This is a genomic window from Dysgonomonas sp. GY617, from assembly GCF_015233815.1.
GTDB lineage: Bacteria > Bacteroidota > Bacteroidia > Bacteroidales > Dysgonomonadaceae > Dysgonomonas_A.
In genome coordinates this window covers 104,026-121,201 of record NZ_JADCLR010000004.1, presented here as the reverse complement: position 1 = coordinate 121,201, position 17,176 = coordinate 104,026, and the positions used below count along the sequence as shown (strand labels likewise).

Below are 17,176 nucleotides of genomic sequence, written 5' to 3'. Positions count from 1 at the left end.
ATCAATTATTAGAATAATACCTGCTAATTAAATTTTACAATTTCATATTAGATTCTATAGCCGTCTACATAAATTCAAGATTACAAACAATAACATACGTTTATCAGAATTTTATTTAAGAACTAATTGTATGAAAAAAGCATTGAATGGGTTAGTAGTTAATAATATACGTAAAAATATACCCAAAGAGAAGAACATAACTCCTATTCTAATGGAATTACTTGATTTAACTAAAGAATCTACGTACCGAAGAATCAGAAATGAAATTCCTTTTACATTTGAAGAGATATCCAAGATTGCACTACACTTTAATATTTCTCTTGATGAAATTGTCGGGCAAAATACTGGCAAACGTATATTCTTTAATTTACATGAGCTGAATCATTCGGTTCCAATACTTCAGATTAGAAACGTTATTATAGAGATTATAGATGTTTTACACAAAGTTCGTAATGCGACTAATTCAAAAGTCATATTGGCTGGAAATCATTTTCCCACAATTTTCTCTATATCATTTCCTAATATTACTAAATTCCATTATTATAAATGGATACACCAGACGGAAGATGTCCCCTTAAATTTCTATTATTCAGATTTTGATATCCCTCAAGAAATACTCAATTTACAGAAAGAATTGAAATATAATTTTCAGGTAATAAGCAAACAAGAAATCATCATAGATAAAAACACCATATTATCAACCCTATTGGACATTAATTATTTTTATAAAAGAAACTTAATTAATGAATCTGAATTACGGGTTATACAAGAGGAATTATATGAATGCATAGATCTATTAGAAAGAATGACACTGAAAGGGGGAAATCAAATGGGCTCAGAAGTACTGGTATACCTTTCCTCTTTGAATATTGAATCTAATTCTTCTTATTTTGAGTACGATGGACAAACCTATACTCAGCTTTGGTCATACTTTTCGGATCCGATAAGTATTTCTAATACTCAAGCATCGTTGGTGCATAAAAAATGGCTGAACTCTCTAAAAAAATACTCTACACTTATCACCCGAAGTGGTGAAATACAACGGGCTAAATTTCTAAACTTACAACGAGAGCTGATTTCAAATATAACCGAAGATCTGATTTTATTATAAGCTTATAAATAAAAATAGTATTATGTAATCACTACATAATACTATCAAATATAGCTGTACCAGAGAGATGCTAAAGAAGTAACCCCTGAATAAAAAAAACGACAACAATTTAGGATGAATTATAAACTACACCGGAACAGCTAAATATATTAGTGTTTAAGAAAAAATTTTATAATAAAGAAAACGATTCTCATCAATCAAGATATCTATTTACAAAAGAATACATTAAACACTAGATTAGATATACTATTTAGGTCTAAGACTAAATAAATATACCACATCAATAGACTCTCCGTAACACTAAATACTCAAAAATGGTTACAAATAAATCTCTGATAGAATATATGTGAAAAAAGACAACAACAAGAGAAACTTTCACCCATTTTTAGTTATTAGTATTTTTTCTCACTTATTGGGCAAAATACTTTATTCTATATAAAATATATGGATGCATTTGCGAAGGTACCCCTTCGAATTTCAATCGAAGAGGTGAAAACAATCTATAATTTCCAGAATAGCTATGTCCGGCAGCAGCGTGTAGAGATTACATGCTACTGCTTTCCTGTAACTTGCTGTGTAATAATTGTTTGTACTGTTTTGTTATTGCTTTTATTATTCTGGCTACCCTAATAAATCGAAGCTGTTCTCGAAGGTATGTCCGACAGTATCCCATTTACTAATAAAAATTTACTAACTAATATAAAATAACAAATGAGAAAAACTTTTTTATTGATTTTGTCCTCTCTGAACTTAAGTCTCTGGTCTCAGATTGGTCTAAATACCGAAGATCCCCGGTTTGATTTAGATGTACGGGGAGATGTATTTGCCTCAGGCAAAAGTAAAATTGGAGGTGCTACGGTAATGAATCCTTCCATACAATTAGAACTTTCAGATGCCGATAAGGGCTTGCTATTGAATCGAGTTCCTTTAACTAATCTATCACAAAAATCGCCTGTGGCTGGAGCTGTCACCGGTACACTTGTATATAATAATGGTGGTGCATCTAATCAATTCGATGAAGGTGTTTATTTTTGGAAAGATAATCAATGGAAGGAGCTTTGGGGATTTCTACCTACGCAAGGAATTTCTCTTTATTATGCAAGTTCTAATGTGGTAGCAGGACCTGCTGGTGGAAATGATCAATCCAATATGGTATCTATGCCTTTCTCTTCAACAAGAGGAGGTGCAGCCGAGAGTCTAGTTTTACCTGAGACCGGATCCTATGCCTTTAATGTAAAGTTATATACAACTTTTAGTGATGTTTCAGGAAATACTATTACTCCTCAAAATGGAGGAAAAGCAGTTGCTTATGTGGGTATTTGGATTAATAATATATTAAATGATATTAGTGAAATATTTTATAATGTATCTCCTCCTGCAAATGGCTCTACAGATTTGAATGATTCAAATCTAACCAATGTAATTTTAGGATGCTCGGGTAATGCCGGGGATCACAAAACCGTTAAAGTTTAAGTTGTTATAAGGTAAATGTAACAAAAAAATCATCTCCTTTATTCTTTAAAATAGAAAAGGATGTATTAACTATCTATTAAAAATAACCCCCATGAATTAATAATTCACGAGGGTTCTCTTATTATATTAGCTCTATACTCCACCAAAACAGAGCCATATATCTAACTACATTTTTAATTATCTTCTAAGCGTATGGCATACATATTATTTTCGAGCCAGCGAGCTGATGCAAACCACTTTAGCAGAACTGTTCCTTGAGGAAACTGAGCTGGATCACTCAACATTGTGTTTAGTTCATTGTGAGTAACAATCAAATTATCGTCAATAGCGGCAGCTATCAAATAGTAAACTTTGGGATTAGATGTTTTATTCTCTAGAATAACAAAACCAATATGCGATAGGTATATTATATCATAAAGCATCTTTACTTTTATGGTATTAACTGCTCCTAAATCAGTTGTAGGTATCAACGGATTTGCCGCTGGATTATCTGAGAATGTCATATAAATAGAATATTGTATCCGTATAGGTACTGTAGGCGGTATTAGTGCGATTTCTGCTTCTTGTCCGCTAGAATGCATAAGCCCATTCGTCTGGATAGGCAAGTTTACTAGTTTAACTAACCATCTACCTGGGGGCAAAGTCAAAGTAGTATTGGTATTTTCATACAAGCCATCAGGCGCCGTAGCCCCTCTATTTACTGGTAAATTTATAGCTTGCGCAGGAGGAACCAAACCTGGTTGGGTTGGATAAGAAGCAAACTTAGCTACAGTAAGAGCCACAGGGTCATGACCTACCCACCTCCCTACTGCTTGCGCATCTGAAGTCAATAAATAACCCTCATGCTCTGTACCATCTTGTAAAATAAACCCTTCCGCATCTGAACTAGCTCTTACATGAACCTTCCGCGAAGGCTGCGTCCCTATTCCTAAACTTCCAACATTATTCACCAATACATCATCTTCTATTGCTATTGGAGCAGCGGCTGTATTGTTATTACCAAGTGCATCAATATGAAAAAAACCTGTTGGATTGGAAGTATTTATACCTACTTGGGCTTCACCACAAAGAGAGTAAGCCAATATTGCTACTATAAATATATATTTTATCATAATTTTTTTCTTTTAAATTATACTTACAGTATATCTTCTCCTAAGTAAAGAGCTGTTAATATATTTTCGGAATTAGCAGTCCCCAAGCCAAACAGCTCTAAATGGTTTACACTTTGAAGCCCCGCACCACTTGGATCATCTTGAGTTCGTAGAAAAGTAACGATACCACCTATAGTAAGATAGTACGTTTTTGTACTTGGTGTTTGATTATGAACTAATAAAAAGCCTGAAATCATACAGAATTGAGAAGAAGTATAGGTGATGTTTGACATCAGAGTTCTATTAAACATTAAATCCGAACTTCTTACAGACAAAATATCTCCTTGTGATGGACTAGGATAAACCGAACTATCCGATAAAGACATCCTAATAAATAGTTTCTTATCCAGATTAGCATCCACTAGAGCACTCCCTCTCTCTCTCAGTCCGATCAAATTGGACATTTGAACAATCCAAATTCCAGGATCAAGAGAAATATGAGTCCCTATATATCGCATAGAGGATGATAAAGTACATGTAAAACCAATTGCAGCATAATCCCCTTTAATTATCCTTAACGATGATATTGAAGATTGCCACCTTGCAACTCCATTTGCATTAGAGATCAAATAGGCTCCAACAGTATGCACCCCATTTCCGTACTGATACTGAAATCCTTCAACAGGAGCAGCAGCGGTACCTTCCGTCTGTATATGAAGCTTGTGAGTGGGTACAACCCCTATCCCTAATCTACCCTGATTATCCACAATAATATCATCTGAAACGTCATTGCTAGCAATAGTGTTTGCATTAGCATCTATCTGAAAAACGCCATGCGTTGGATCTACCATATTAATACCAACTCCCACCTGAGCCATAGCATTATAATTGAGTAGCAATAACAAAACAATCAATTGATTTTTATATTTTAAATATCTTGAAATTTTCATCTTGATGTTATATTTTAAGTTAATCATGTAATTTAATGGCTGCAATAATGGAGCTATTGCTCGCCCGCCCAAATCCGGAAAGAGAAAAATTGGTAAAAGACATATCTGGTCTATTATAGTTTGGCAAGAGTCTCCCCCAATAATAATATGTTTTATTTGCACCTGTTTCATTTATTATAAAACTCGCCCCATAAAGCATATCCCAATTTGAAGAACGCTTTCCTTGTGCAGCCTGCGCTCTCCCCATTATAACATCAGGTGACCATACTGCAGTTGTATTCGATTCGGAAAAAAGGGATGTAACCCAATACTGCAAAGGATTATTATCTAAACAATTGGTAACATTTATTTCTATCGATATCTCCACCAACCAAGTACCTGGGGGTAAGGTTAAAGTACTCCCTGTATAATGATACCCCGTATTTCCTACTATGTCGACTCCCTGAGGATGAAGATTACCCATTATAATGTTAGTCACAACTAAGTCTCTCCAATCTGCTGTACCATCAGCAGCTATTGCTGTTAAAACCTTACCTAAATTCTGACTTCCAGTTTTTAGTCTGAATCCAGCAGCAGGTGCAGCTGCGGTACCACCTGTACGTATATGCAGTTTTCCTTCAGGATTAATTAGACCAATCCCAACTCTACCATCATTGGTAACAACTACATCATCAACTGCTTGACTTGCGCTTGGTGCACCCGTTGCGGGATTTGTTGTAGCAGATGTTGATGCTCCATCTATATGAAATAATGCTTGAGGATTATCTGTATTTATCCCTATCTGTGCCTGCAAGAGACCAAAGGCAAAAACTCCCATTAGCAAAAGATTCTTTTTTCTCATTTTTCAAATTTATTACTTGTTAGTTATTATATAGTTAGTTTCTTTATTCAAAGAAAGCAGCAGCATGTAATCTCTACACACCGCTGCCGGACATAGTTGTGCCATGGATAAACGGAAATATCGTACTGATTTTGAACGACAACAAACAAATCAGCTACACGAAAACCTTTACCGGAACAACTATCGATATATATATATATTGGGGAAATATGTAAAAGTTGAAAAGAATATGTATAAAAAACGCAATAACAAAAAAAGACGGATTACTCCGCCTAAAATATATTTATTAACAGCATGTTCGCTAGTTAGTCTCTCTCTCTCTCTCTCTCTCTCTCTCTCTCTCTCTCTCTCTCTCTAATATTTCAACGCACACAACCAAATCTAAATCGTTAAACTTTAGATTGTTATTAGTGGATATGTTTGTTAATTTTATGACCATTTTTTGACTAGAGAGTTGGTTTATAGCGACAAAGATAAAAATTTATATTAAATAATTTATTGAAATACAAAGCTGAATTAGAAATAATGGAAGATTCTCTTAGTATAAACTACATCTTCGAACATGAAAAAAGAATGCAAAGTGCCTATTAAGTATGTAAATAAGACAGGACAAATTTAACAAATTAATTTATACCTGTTCCATTGTTCTTGGGGCATGAGAATCTCTTATCTTAGTGCTCCAATCATAAATGATAAAAAAGCAAATACAAATGAAATAATCGTGACTATTAACGTTGATTTTGCGATTCTCCGACCTGTACGATCATACTTTAGCATATTTTCAAATCCTCCATATCTATTTAGTGTACGCGATCCCTCAGTTGTTATTCTACAAAAATTTTGGTCGCAAATTGATTCTGTATATTCATTTTTGTCTTCATTATAAAACGAAATATATCCTAGATTCTTTGCCTTTATAATTATATCATTATCAAATTTGTGATCATAACGAATCTTATTTATTTTTAATCCGGTTCTTTCTTTGTCCAAGATACGAAGCAATCGATCAACCTTTTTTACCTCTTCTATTTCTTTATTAGGATAGCCAAACATTATATTCCTCATTGTTTGTTAATATCATTATAATCTTTTTATCTAAAGAGTTCACAAATATATAAAAATAAGTATTCAGTTCATTTTATGTAATATTTATAGCTTGAGAAATACTTCAGACGATCAAACAGCATTGCTTGACCAGGCCTATTCTTATTTAAATAAAACAATCAACAAAAAGAATGGGTAAAATAATAATAGCAAAAGCTCAAGTCACATTATCGACTCTCTTTGATGGACAAACCGGAGCTATGGGTCCCGCAGGTCAGGATGCAAATTTACTTGATTGGGTGAAAAACTGGGATACGAATAAAACTGAAATAAATGGTGAAACACTAATAACTCCTAAAATATTTGCAGGTTATAAAACACCGCTTAATACGATTACAGGTGTGGCCATGGGGCATATGGATTTGAATCTATTCGATGGAAGTTCATATTCGTTACAAACGATCGATGGGTTGTTTGGTTTCAAGAACGGAGTAAGAACATTCTTCGTTGATACAGAAGGGAACACTCAATTAGGAAATGGAAGCCAATATATAAAATATAACTCGACAACAGGAAAAGTAGAGTTTGGGTCTGCTGTTTCATTGAACTGGGTGGGTGCAACTTTTATAGATAAAAATGGAATTTTTACAGGTACTCTTTCTACAATTACGGTTAATGCTGTTCGTATTCATGCAACACAAATTAATGCCGGGACAATAGATGTAGCAAGAATAAATGTGGATGTGTTAAAAGCATCACTTATAACAGCAGCTAATATAGAAGCCTTAACCCTGAATGTGATCAAAGGTAGTATCGGAGGCTGGCGTATCGATGCAGATTCGATATTTAGCGGTACAAAGAATAATACAATAGCCGGATATACCTCTAATGCTTCTTCCATTACTATTGGCTCGTTAGGCATCAGAGGACTGAAATGGAACCTCGATGCCACTGGAGCTGGAGCACTGGCCGGAGGCAATATCAGATGGGATGCTTCAGGAAATGTTACATTCGGATCATTGGTAATACTTAACTGGACCAATGCTGCAAATAGTGCTTTGAGTGCAGCTAAATCATACACGGACACGAAAGCAACCGAAGCTATCACAACAGCAGCTACGGATGCAACCAATAAGGCAAACGCAGCCAAGGAGCTTGCTCAGGCAATGGCTTATGGAAGAATGCTATACCGTGATCCTACATTCTATACCGGCATTAATAGTATCAGGGTTTATAATAATTCAGGTAATGGATTAGTTACCATTACCAAAACGATTGATGATAAAGCCCCCAACGACAGTAAACAAGCACTTGTAATCAAGAATACAGGAACTTCATCCCCAAATTGTGGCGGGTTCAGTTTTCAGACTATGACTTCCTATAGAAAGGTCTTGATTACACGTATAATAGCCAAAATACCTATTGGAAGGAATATATCTTATCATTCAAATTCTATAGGAACAGGTGGTGCACAAAAATGGCTCACGTCAACTTCAGGTACAGGAGACTGGTGCGAATATATTTGTAAGGTAACCTGCGGAACAGCAAACTTTTCTTCCACCAATTTTTTTGCAATTACGGGGATTTTAGGAACTGTTGCAATACCTGTTGAGTGGAGCCTTTCCTATGCTACTGTTTTTGATGTAACATCCACTGAGAGGTATACAACTACTATAGATAGTAATGGAATATATACCGGAACATTAATTGCGAATCAAATCACATCCGGAACCATTAACTCTGATATTATCGCAGCAAATAGTATTACTTCAGCCAAGCTCGATGCAACGAGCATTAAAGCCGATATAATAAATACAACTTATATAAATGGTTTGTCATGTACATTCATTCAGGGAAAGATCGGAGGGTGGAGCCTGGGCCGTGATGCAATGACAATCGGTTCCATCGGGACAGTCGGTGCTATTCCAATGCAACTGCGTTCTACTTCCTCAGGAGCTGGTTTATGGTATAACGGAGCTTACAAGCCTGTAGGTTTATCTATGTTATGGTATCAAAACAGTAATGCAGGGCACATTGTTTTTGGACAAGTTGCAGCATCAGGCAGTACAGTTAAGACGGGTTTTATCGGCATCCAAATGATGGCTTGGGATAACACCGAATATTTTTGTCTTTCTGCCCGATATGACCTTTCAGGGTCAAAAGAAGTATATAACCGTATAGCAGGTTGGGCATTCGATAATACACGTATATGGAAAAATAACGTTTCTTTAAGTGGGGATGGCTCCATTGTAAATGGTACAGTCTGGAAATTCAACAACGATGGTTCAGGGCAAATAGCTAATGGCAACATTAGTTGGAACGCTGGAGGATCAGTTACATTTGGTGCATCCGTTATTCTCCATTGGACTACTCCTATAAATCGTATAACAACTGCTCTAGGAGGTTCAACATACACGAAATTGACACAAATATCAAGTACCGGAATTTACACAGGTTCTTTAATTGCTACACAAATTACATCCGGTACTATAAGTGCAGACCGCATTGCAGCAGGGAGTATTAAAGCTTCGAAATTGGACGCAGTCAGTATTAAAGCCGATATTATCAATTCAACTTACGTTAATGGATTGAATTGCTCTTTTATTCAGGGAAAAATCGGAGGTTGGACTATCGGGGCGGATAATATAACGATTGGTTCCGTTGGTACTGCGGGGGCAATGCCTATGCAGATACGTTCGGCAGCTTCCGGTTCCGGGTATTGGTATACCGGTGCTTATAAACCTTATGGTATTGCTATCACATGGCATCAGAGTAACAATGCGGGGCATATAGTATTGGGTCAGGTTGCAGCTTCCGGGAATACCGTAAAAAAGGGATTTATCGGATTGCAAATGATGGCTTGGGATAATACGGAATACTTTTGTCTATCTACAAATTACAGTCTCACCGGAGCAAAGGAGGTTTACAATAGAATAGCGGGCTGGGCATTCGATAACACTCGGATATGGAAGAATAACGTCTCGTTAGGTTCAGATGGTTCAATAACAAATGGTACTCTCTGGAAGTTTAATAACGATGGTTCAGGCCAGCTAGCTAATGGTAATATCTCTTGGAATGCAGCAGGTACTCTCTCCTTCAGTACCACTGTTTCTTCCAAATGGACTACTTCAATTAATAACATAAATACGGCACTGGGGGGTACTACATTTCCAAAACTGACACAGATTTCGGCTGCAGGAATTTATACAGGAAAAATTAGTGCAGGACAAATAAATGTCGATACAGCTTTGGTAGTCGGAGGTAGTAGTTATAATGGCAGTGTTTCGGTCAGGGATGCATCGAATGTTGTTAAAGTTACATTAAACAGAACAGGAATAACAGCAGTGGGTGGCACTATCGGAGGCTGGATAATCAGTTCAACACAGATATTTAAAAACAGTGTAATTCTTTCTGCTGATGGCTCTATTACAAATGGAACAAAATGGAAATTAAATAATGATGGTTCGGGACAAGTGGCAAACGGAAATGTCAGTTGGACAGCAGCAGGTGCAGTAACTATTACCGGAACTGTAAACGCTACATCGGGTAAAATTGGAGGCTTTACCATCTCCGGTAACAGGCTAACCAATACGGCTGCTGATTCTGCAATCTTGTTTTCTACTCTTATGGGTTCTTCGTTTCTGGAGATAAATAGCGCTACCTCGACATTGCTAGCTATCCGTGCAGACTCAGCACGGACAGGAATCAGTATCCAGACCTATGCTACTGGAGCCAGAGGTATATCAATTATTGCAAATGCGGGTTCTACATATGCAATCGAATCTTATGGGCCTCACAAATTTGGACAACGGTCCGGTGAAATATGGAATGCTCCGGGGGTACTGTTTTCTGCTCTGGTAAAGAACAGTTCTACACTATATAATCAGTGGGGTAATGGAATGACTATTACCTCATTTTCAAAGACGAAAACAGGAGTATTTGTGGTAAATCATAATCTGGGACACCTAAATTACACGGTATTGGCAACTTCCTATTGGGACACATCCGCAAATTATCATTCTAATGCTTATGTTCGGGTAGAATATATAGGCATTAACAGCTTCCAACTTCGGGTAGTGAATTGTGATAATGGTGGGTTAGTGGATACGAATTTTACGTTTGTTGTATTTGGAAGGAATGTAATTTAATAACTTTTACTTGGCAAAGCCTCTATTCTTTGATAAACCAAATAGCATCAAATTATGGACACAGAGCATGTAACTATCTCCAAAAAAGTAAAGAAGCACTTTTCCAGTTGGAATAGAGTATTAACAATAGCATCTTAAGTTGGATAAGGGCAACTGTCAACAAGATCGAAGCAGATGATCACGGTAACCACGTGTATATCGGTAGTATTCATTTTGAAAATAATATGATCAATTGTTCACTTCCTGCTCAATCAAATGTGTCGTCCTATCTCAAAGATTTTGAATTTATTGTAGCCAAAATTGAAGAAGATGTCAGACTCTATATTGAAAAATTAATTTAGTTTTTCCAAACCACAATATTTAAGTTTTCCTATTCTTTAATAAAACAAACAAATTATCGAACAGATGGAACTAACGATTAAAGACAGATTGTATATTCCGGCATTTTTACCCAAAGAGGGAAACTTCAAAAACTTTAACCTTAAAAAAGAAATCCTGAAAAAAATAGAGATTTCAGATACAGAGCGTGATATAGTAGGGTTAAAGGAAAATCAGGAAACAAAGCGTATCGAATGGAACACAGACAAAGATATCCCGCTACTGGTGGAATTCACAAGCGAAGAAATGGAATATTTGAAACAATCGTGCGAAAAAATATCCGAAGAACAATTACCGGACGATATGTGGTCAAGTGTAGAAAAAGTCTACAACTTGATGCAGGAATAATAAATACACAGTCTCCCAGCTGACTCCTTAACACAACTTTACCGAGCTAAATGGTAAAAAACATTTCTACCCATCTTCTTCTTCTCTTTAATACGAGTGAAATCATTCCCCGGACACTCCGTTCGGGGATTTTTTATACAACAATATGGCAAGGCAAGATATACATGTAGACGCTGTTTACGGAGAAGTCAATACAAGTGGTAACCTGACCAACAAGGTTATCTATGACTTTATACTGCTCGGTGAAATGCCGGGTCTGGATAACGAAAGATACCTGTACGCAGAAATATCCGTACCGTCTGATTTTGAAAAACGATATTCGGATAAGAACGGTATACACATTAATATCCCTTATACACCATCCTACAAGGAACTGATGATACGCTTTTGCTTACACAACGGAGACGGACAATTGGATTATATGCTAAATAAATCGGATAATAAGCATTGGTTTAAAGTATATGTTCTTTCCAAGAATATAATAACGGCTATTCGATTATCCGAGCTACAGCAATTAAATGAAGATGGAAACTTCAACCTGATATTCAATGACAACAAGCTGAATATTTACAGTGGTGCCGAAACGGATTTTCTGATTAAAGCAGCCAAAGGGCAGAATGAGGTTTTTCTGCTCAAAGCGATGGCAGGGAATCTATACCAGTATCCGACTATCGGAGTCGGTTTAATCGAGTTTCTACACGGTAACTTTGAAAATTCAGGACTAGCCGAGAAACTTCAAAGTGAGTTTAAAAATGATCAGATGGTAATCAATAACGCTTATATGGACTCCGAAACCGGAGAACTATTTCTGGAAGTGGAGGAAAAAAATGGGTAAATATATCGTCACCTCCGGGCAGAACATTTATGATGTTGCCCTACATCTTTACGGCTCGATAGAAGGTATCGTTGACCTTCTGATGAATAATACAGAATTGTCTTTTGCCACTGATCTGAAATCAGGGGATGAACTGATCTTTACAGACGGGTATATCATCAATGCAGATACTGTATCATACAATCGTATTCATAAAATAGTCCCCTCTAACGGTGAACGTTCGGTTTATTATAAAGAAGCTTCATGGCCCCTGCTTATGGAGTTTATACTAAGTAAATTCGAAACATCAACTGATTTTACAGCATCGGGAACCGGAAAAGTAGAGATTGACTGGGGAGATAATTCTCTGCTTGAAACAGTCACACTTTCAGAAGAAGTAAGACATATCAATCACTCGTTCGACAATCTAGTCTCAAAACATAGAAAGATTCGGATATATGGTGAAGCCTTATTCAGTCAATTGGATTTCACTATGCTTAAAGCAAATGCTATATATCTGCATAAGCCAGTCTACGTAGAGAAATTTATTCTAACTGATACGGCGATAAAAATCGGTTTTCTCTCCCTGTTGGATGGTATTTATGATCTTGATTTATCGGGACATAATACGGACAATCTATTAGAATTACTTGATTGCAAGAAGCTGATGAGATTGAACCTGAGTTATCTGGATGCAGCGCAATCTGTAATCGACAACTACCTGATCTCACTTGTGAAATACTACTATGGACGAAGAAGCTGTACTATAACTTTAACGGCTCGTCCATCAGGAGAATATAATGAACCTGCACGTGACCAGAAACACAACTATATACTGACAACAGGAATGGAGGCGGTTTGGCTACTCAGTAATGAACCTGCGTGGAATGAAGGTGGCTTTTGGAAGTTTATAATCGACAATGAAACTTATTCATCTGAAAAATGAGCAGGACAATCAAAGAAATTTATAACGAAGCTTTAAAAGAGAGAAACAAACGGATGGAACTGAACGAGTTCTCCAGCGACTCGAGGTTATCCATATTGAATGGGATTACATGGACGGTATCAGCCGTTATATATAGTTTTGAAACGATTCTTGATGTATTCGCCATTGATATTTCATCGGCAATCAACAGCAGGATAAACGGGACTCCTACGTATTATGCTAATGCCTTACTTCAATATCAGAAAGGAGATACACTGACAGTGCGTGAAGATGGTTTGGCATTCGGGTATGCTTCCATAGATGAATCGAAACGTATTATAACGCAGGTATCGTATTCTGAGAGTACCAGTGATATAAACCTCGATAATAAACTGATAATGAAAGTCGCTACAGGCCAGAAAGGAAACCTCTCTGAAATACCTCAAAATGAATTGTTGCTGATAAATGCTTATATCAATAAACTAACATTTGTGGGAACGAGAATCGAGATGACAAGCCGTAAAGGAGATATACTGATACCATGTGTTTCAGTTTATTATGATGGTGCAATCCTGGAATCTGAGATTTACGATGCTATTGAAGAAAAGCTGAATGAATACATAATGAATATTGACTTTGATGCAGGAATTTATGTATCTAAAGTAATAGATGCCATTAAGAAAGTGGAACATGTAACCGATGTTCATATAGACTCGAATGAGAAGAACGGGCAGGGAATATTTATTGCCTGTTATGATGGTGACGGGTATCTGGGTGCCATGCAAAAGATAGAGCGTATGTCACATACCAGTTCCGGCTATATCAGACAATCGACAGGACAAGGAGAAGAAAAATCAATTCCCGATTTCCGCGAAGCCATTAAATTAATTATTGACAACGGATGCGATACAAATTGTTTACAGACAAATTAATCAACAGGTTGGTGCCTCATTATCTTGCCGGAAGGAAATATATACTTTTTCTGCAAAGCCTGGTATTTCCTTTACAGACCCTGAATGAACGCTTTGCACAGTTTGCGAGTGATAAACTGATAGAAGCAAATATGACCAGTCAAAGGCTCTATTTCGAATGGTATTTAAACCGGAAGTTCAGCAAATACTTTGCAGATCCTCTCGATGTTATTTATATCACCGAAACTCAAAGGCTGGGTGTGGATATATACCATGAGAAATCGCTATATGGAAAGCCATATACGCTTTGGGCGGAGAATGAAAAAGTACAGACAAACAACAAGGCAGAAGAACCGAGGGAGTTTTATCATCTGGCAGAAGAAAAGACCATTAATAAGGTAAGCTTTGTCGTTTGTGTCCCTAAGATTACCCTATCACAGCGGGAGTTCGTGTATATGCTTTCTTATGTAGTCAATACCTATAAAATTGCAGGGAAAACATACCTGGTTAAAATAGATACAACTCAAATAGAGCCTAACACTAAACTATAAGATAATGAAAGAATACATAGCAGAATCGGGTGGAAGGTACACCTATACCGATGACATATTAAACTTACAGGAGCTATCTCTAAGTATGACTGCCATATTTGAAGATTGTTCCAATTTTATCGTATCAGGGTGCCTTATTAACGGATTTGATATTTCATCCGGCTATGTATGGATTAATAATAAAATTCGTTATTTTGAAGGGTCCAAAGGTGCCACCTTCCCCTACTATATTTATGAAAAGAATATCAGTGATGCCACCACCTATGCCAATGATGTAAATAAGCGGGGACGGTGTAATTATCTGTGTGAAGGAGGTAAGGTTGTCCCAACTGAAAATGATATGGTAACGGGGATGGTTGCGTCATTTATCGAACTCAAGAAAGAGTATTCACCACGCTTTATTGATAAGTTTATGGGGAAATATGCCGTGTTACTAGAGACTCCTTTTGCACGTCAGACCATTTTAAAAGACTTATTACTGGAGGGTAACTTATCGGTAAATAAATGCCTTGAATCAAAGACATCCGTTTCGGTAGTAAATGATGCAAACAGCTTTAGCCTAAAGCAGCTTGTAAAAGAAAACGGTGATATTTCGATAGGTGCATATTTGAATAGTGCACTTGTAAGTGAAATAATAATCAATGCTAACGGAACTTTCAGTTTTATCAAAGCAGGGAAAGAACTGGCAAAGGTAAGTCAAGAGGGTTTGACTTTTGCAAATTCACATACGAACACTTCTCAAACAGGTTCGGTTTATATCTATGATTCCCATGTAGTGAATACGCTAAGTGAGAGTGATGAAGGTGCAATCAATATAAATCACAAGGGACTAATACTCGGAAGTTCAAAGTTCCGAAACCTGAACGTCTATAACGGTAAGCAGGCTTCTGTACCTATTTTTCAGGTGGTAGGTAAATCGGATATCGTTAATGTAACCGGATTACTCAATATCCGTAATGCCGGGAATGGTTTTGTCCTTTCAAATACCACATTTTTGAAAGGTGATAAACGGTTAATCAACCTGCTGTCATGGACAGACAGCAATAATGAGCCTATTGCTACAATCGGATATGCCACTAACGAATCATTTGATTTTAATCTCACAAATACTTTAGGAAATATTATTATCAGTCCGAAAACGTATGTAGATATAACAGGGGAACTACGGATAAACGGTAAGGATATTAGTACGATCTATGTCAATCAGACTAATTTTACAACTGAACTAAATAAAAAAGTAAATATAGTCCAAGGCAAACAACTCTCTACTGAGGATTTTTCTACAGCCAACAGAAATAAGCTCGATTCGATATTTAAAGGGAGTATAGCAACTATCAGTGAAGGATATGTAACTATAAACGAAGCTACTGAAGCTCTAAATAAAAAAATGAACAGTTTGGGTAATTTATCAGACTTGCCCAATAAAGGGACAGCCCGTACTAACCTGGATGTATTTTCTAAAGGGGAAGCTAACTCAATATTCCTTAAAATTTCATCCAACCTGCTTGAATTGATCAGCCTGACTGCCGAAGAAGTAAACGGATTGACACCGCAACAAGCTTCTGCTCTGAAAGTACAGCGGCAAACAGCAGTCCGAGATAATCTGGATACAGAGAAGAAAGGAATTGGCGATCTAAAACTCGCTAAAGCCTCCAACCTTTCTGACCTGCCAGATAAAGTTCTGTCACGAAAAAATATCAGTGTCTATTCGACTACAGAGGTCAATACGTTCCTAGCGGGAAAGCTGTCTGTGAATTCAGCCTATACCGGGGCTATATTTACACCGGATCACAAAACGAAGCTTGAAGCGATAAAGACCGGGGTGTTTGTGGGTACTGACAACGAAGGCAAACCCATTGCTCAGGTGGAAGGCTATACGATGACCAGTGCGATTATTAAAGAACTGGCAAAGAAAGCAAATCTATTACTGGACGGATATAATGCAACTCAGAAAGATTCGGTTGCAGCTAATATTAATGTATATACCAAAGCAGGTGCGGATAACAAGTTTGCTTCCATTGATAGTTTGTTTCAGGATTATATCACACTACTTGTAAAGCAGGGTAAAAATACTACGGAAGCCCAACAGATACTCCGTAATAAACTGAATGTTCCGAGCAAAGAGGATGTGAGTAATAATTACATAAAAAAAGATGGAAAACTATCTGATCTTATACTAGCAAATGCAGAAGCTAAGAAATTGGCTTGCCGTACAATCGGTGCTGCATATGCGGATGAATACCAGGCCAAGCTGGTTGATACGGGATGGCTGCAGATGCAGAACTCAGGTTCGGGGACAGACACCAGAAGGTTATTTATCCGTCAGGTCGGCAATGTGGTGTGCATTCAGGGAGTAATCAATACAGGCAAGCGAGATGGTAGTAACTGGGGAGGTACAGTAGCAATCATCCCCAATCAGATTTCGCCTCCTAAATACGGATTACGCACTACGCTTTGTGACTTTAACGATGACCACAAGTATAACAGGGGATCATCATTTGTCCTTTCGGGTAATAGCCGAAACATCCTTCTTTATGAAAGCGGGTGGAATAATATAGATACAGAGATAAATTTTACATATATGGTATAAT

At 37.0% G+C, this 17,176-nt stretch carries 13 protein-coding genes; 9 read left to right on the top strand and 4 right to left on the bottom strand.

Going from position 1 to position 17,176, the window contains the following annotated elements:
- Positions 1–130 precede the first annotated feature (130 nt).
- Complete coding sequence (locus tag IR022_RS06175; protein ID WP_194203047.1) at positions 131–1,111, top strand: helix-turn-helix domain-containing protein; 981 nt, start codon at positions 131–133, stop codon at positions 1,109–1,111.
- A gap of 711 nt (positions 1,112–1,822) precedes the next feature.
- Positions 1,823–2,584, top strand: a complete 762-nt coding sequence (locus tag IR022_RS06170) for a hypothetical protein (protein WP_194203046.1) — start codon at positions 1,823–1,825, stop codon at positions 2,582–2,584.
- 173 nt (positions 2,585–2,757) lie between these two features.
- Here the strand turns inward: IR022_RS06170 and IR022_RS06165 are convergent, their stop codons facing one another.
- The 4 genes from IR022_RS06165 to IR022_RS06150 form a co-directional block, all read right to left on the bottom strand.
- A complete protein-coding gene (locus IR022_RS06165) occupies positions 2,758–3,696 on the bottom strand; it encodes a hypothetical protein (protein ID WP_194203045.1) in 939 nt (312 codons plus the stop codon).
- 23 nt (positions 3,697–3,719) lie between these two features.
- Entirely contained in the window at positions 3,720–4,625 is a 906-nt protein-coding gene (locus tag IR022_RS06160) for a hypothetical protein (protein WP_194203044.1), read from the bottom strand.
- A 19-nt stretch (positions 4,626–4,644) separates the two neighbouring features.
- Positions 4,645–5,466 carry a hypothetical protein gene (locus IR022_RS06155; RefSeq protein WP_194203043.1) on the bottom strand — a complete coding sequence of 274 codons (822 nt, stop codon included), beginning with the start codon at positions 5,464–5,466 and terminating at the stop codon, positions 4,645–4,647.
- Between the two features lie 666 nt (positions 5,467–6,132).
- Positions 6,133–6,531, bottom strand: coding sequence for a hypothetical protein (locus tag IR022_RS06150; protein WP_194203042.1), 399 nt, complete (start codon positions 6,529–6,531; stop codon positions 6,133–6,135).
- Between the two features lie 170 nt (positions 6,532–6,701).
- Between IR022_RS06150 and IR022_RS06145 the strand changes: the two genes are divergently transcribed.
- The 7 genes from IR022_RS06145 to IR022_RS06115 all read left to right on the top strand — a co-directional run bounded on the left by IR022_RS06145 (position 6,702) and on the right by IR022_RS06115 (position 17,175).
- The gene (locus IR022_RS06145; RefSeq protein WP_194203041.1) at positions 6,702–10,658 is read left to right on the top strand and encodes a hypothetical protein; all 3,957 of its coding nucleotides are present in this window, start codon (positions 6,702–6,704) and stop codon (positions 10,656–10,658) included.
- 405 nt (positions 10,659–11,063) lie between these two features.
- Complete coding sequence (locus IR022_RS06140) at positions 11,064–11,384, top strand: RNA-binding protein (RefSeq protein WP_194203040.1); 321 nt, start codon at positions 11,064–11,066, stop codon at positions 11,382–11,384.
- Between the two features lie 145 nt (positions 11,385–11,529).
- Positions 11,530–12,219 carry a hypothetical protein gene (locus IR022_RS06135; protein WP_194203039.1) on the top strand — a complete coding sequence of 230 codons (690 nt, stop codon included), beginning with the start codon at positions 11,530–11,532 and terminating at the stop codon, positions 12,217–12,219.
- Positions 12,212–13,144, top strand: a complete 933-nt coding sequence (locus tag IR022_RS06130; protein ID WP_194203038.1) for a hypothetical protein — start codon at positions 12,212–12,214, stop codon at positions 13,142–13,144. Before IR022_RS06135 ends, IR022_RS06130 begins: the two co-directional genes overlap by 8 nt.
- A complete protein-coding gene (locus IR022_RS06125; RefSeq protein ID WP_194203037.1) occupies positions 13,141–14,055 on the top strand; it encodes a hypothetical protein in 915 nt (304 codons plus the stop codon). Before IR022_RS06130 ends, IR022_RS06125 begins: the two co-directional genes overlap by 4 nt.
- Positions 14,025–14,585: a hypothetical protein gene (locus IR022_RS06120; protein WP_194203036.1), complete on the top strand. Its 561-nt coding sequence runs from the start codon at positions 14,025–14,027 to the stop codon at positions 14,583–14,585. Before IR022_RS06125 ends, IR022_RS06120 begins: the two co-directional genes overlap by 31 nt.
- A gap of 4 nt (positions 14,586–14,589) precedes the next feature.
- The gene (locus tag IR022_RS06115) at positions 14,590–17,175 is read left to right on the top strand and encodes a hypothetical protein (RefSeq protein WP_194203035.1); all 2,586 of its coding nucleotides are present in this window, start codon (positions 14,590–14,592) and stop codon (positions 17,173–17,175) included.
- The last annotated feature ends 1 nt before the right edge of the window (position 17,176 follow it).

Bases quoted from the DNA above. Each gene is read 5' to 3' on its own strand.
- IR022_RS06175 (WP_194203047.1), top strand. From the start codon at position 131: ATGAAAAAAGCATTGAATGGGTTAGTAGTTAATAATATACGTAAAAAT.
- IR022_RS06170 (WP_194203046.1), top strand. From the start codon at position 1,823: ATGAGAAAAACTTTTTTATTGATTTTGTCCTCTCTGAACTTAAGTCTC.
- IR022_RS06165 (WP_194203045.1), bottom strand. From the start codon at position 3,696: ATGATAAAATATATATTTATAGTAGCAATATTGGCTTACTCTCTTTGT.
- IR022_RS06160 (WP_194203044.1), bottom strand. From the start codon at position 4,625: ATGAAAATTTCAAGATATTTAAAATATAAAAATCAATTGATTGTTTTG.
- IR022_RS06155 (WP_194203043.1), bottom strand. From the start codon at position 5,466: ATGAGAAAAAAGAATCTTTTGCTAATGGGAGTTTTTGCCTTTGGTCTC.
- IR022_RS06150 (WP_194203042.1), bottom strand. From the start codon at position 6,531: ATGAGGAATATAATGTTTGGCTATCCTAATAAAGAAATAGAAGAGGTA.
- IR022_RS06145 (WP_194203041.1), top strand. From the start codon at position 6,702: ATGGGTAAAATAATAATAGCAAAAGCTCAAGTCACATTATCGACTCTC.
- IR022_RS06140 (WP_194203040.1), top strand. From the start codon at position 11,064: ATGGAACTAACGATTAAAGACAGATTGTATATTCCGGCATTTTTACCC.
- IR022_RS06135 (WP_194203039.1), top strand. From the start codon at position 11,530: ATGGCAAGGCAAGATATACATGTAGACGCTGTTTACGGAGAAGTCAAT.
- IR022_RS06130 (WP_194203038.1), top strand. From the start codon at position 12,212: ATGGGTAAATATATCGTCACCTCCGGGCAGAACATTTATGATGTTGCC.
- IR022_RS06125 (WP_194203037.1), top strand. From the start codon at position 13,141: ATGAGCAGGACAATCAAAGAAATTTATAACGAAGCTTTAAAAGAGAGA.
- IR022_RS06120 (WP_194203036.1), top strand. From the start codon at position 14,025: ATGCGATACAAATTGTTTACAGACAAATTAATCAACAGGTTGGTGCCT.
- IR022_RS06115 (WP_194203035.1), top strand. From the start codon at position 14,590: ATGAAAGAATACATAGCAGAATCGGGTGGAAGGTACACCTATACCGAT.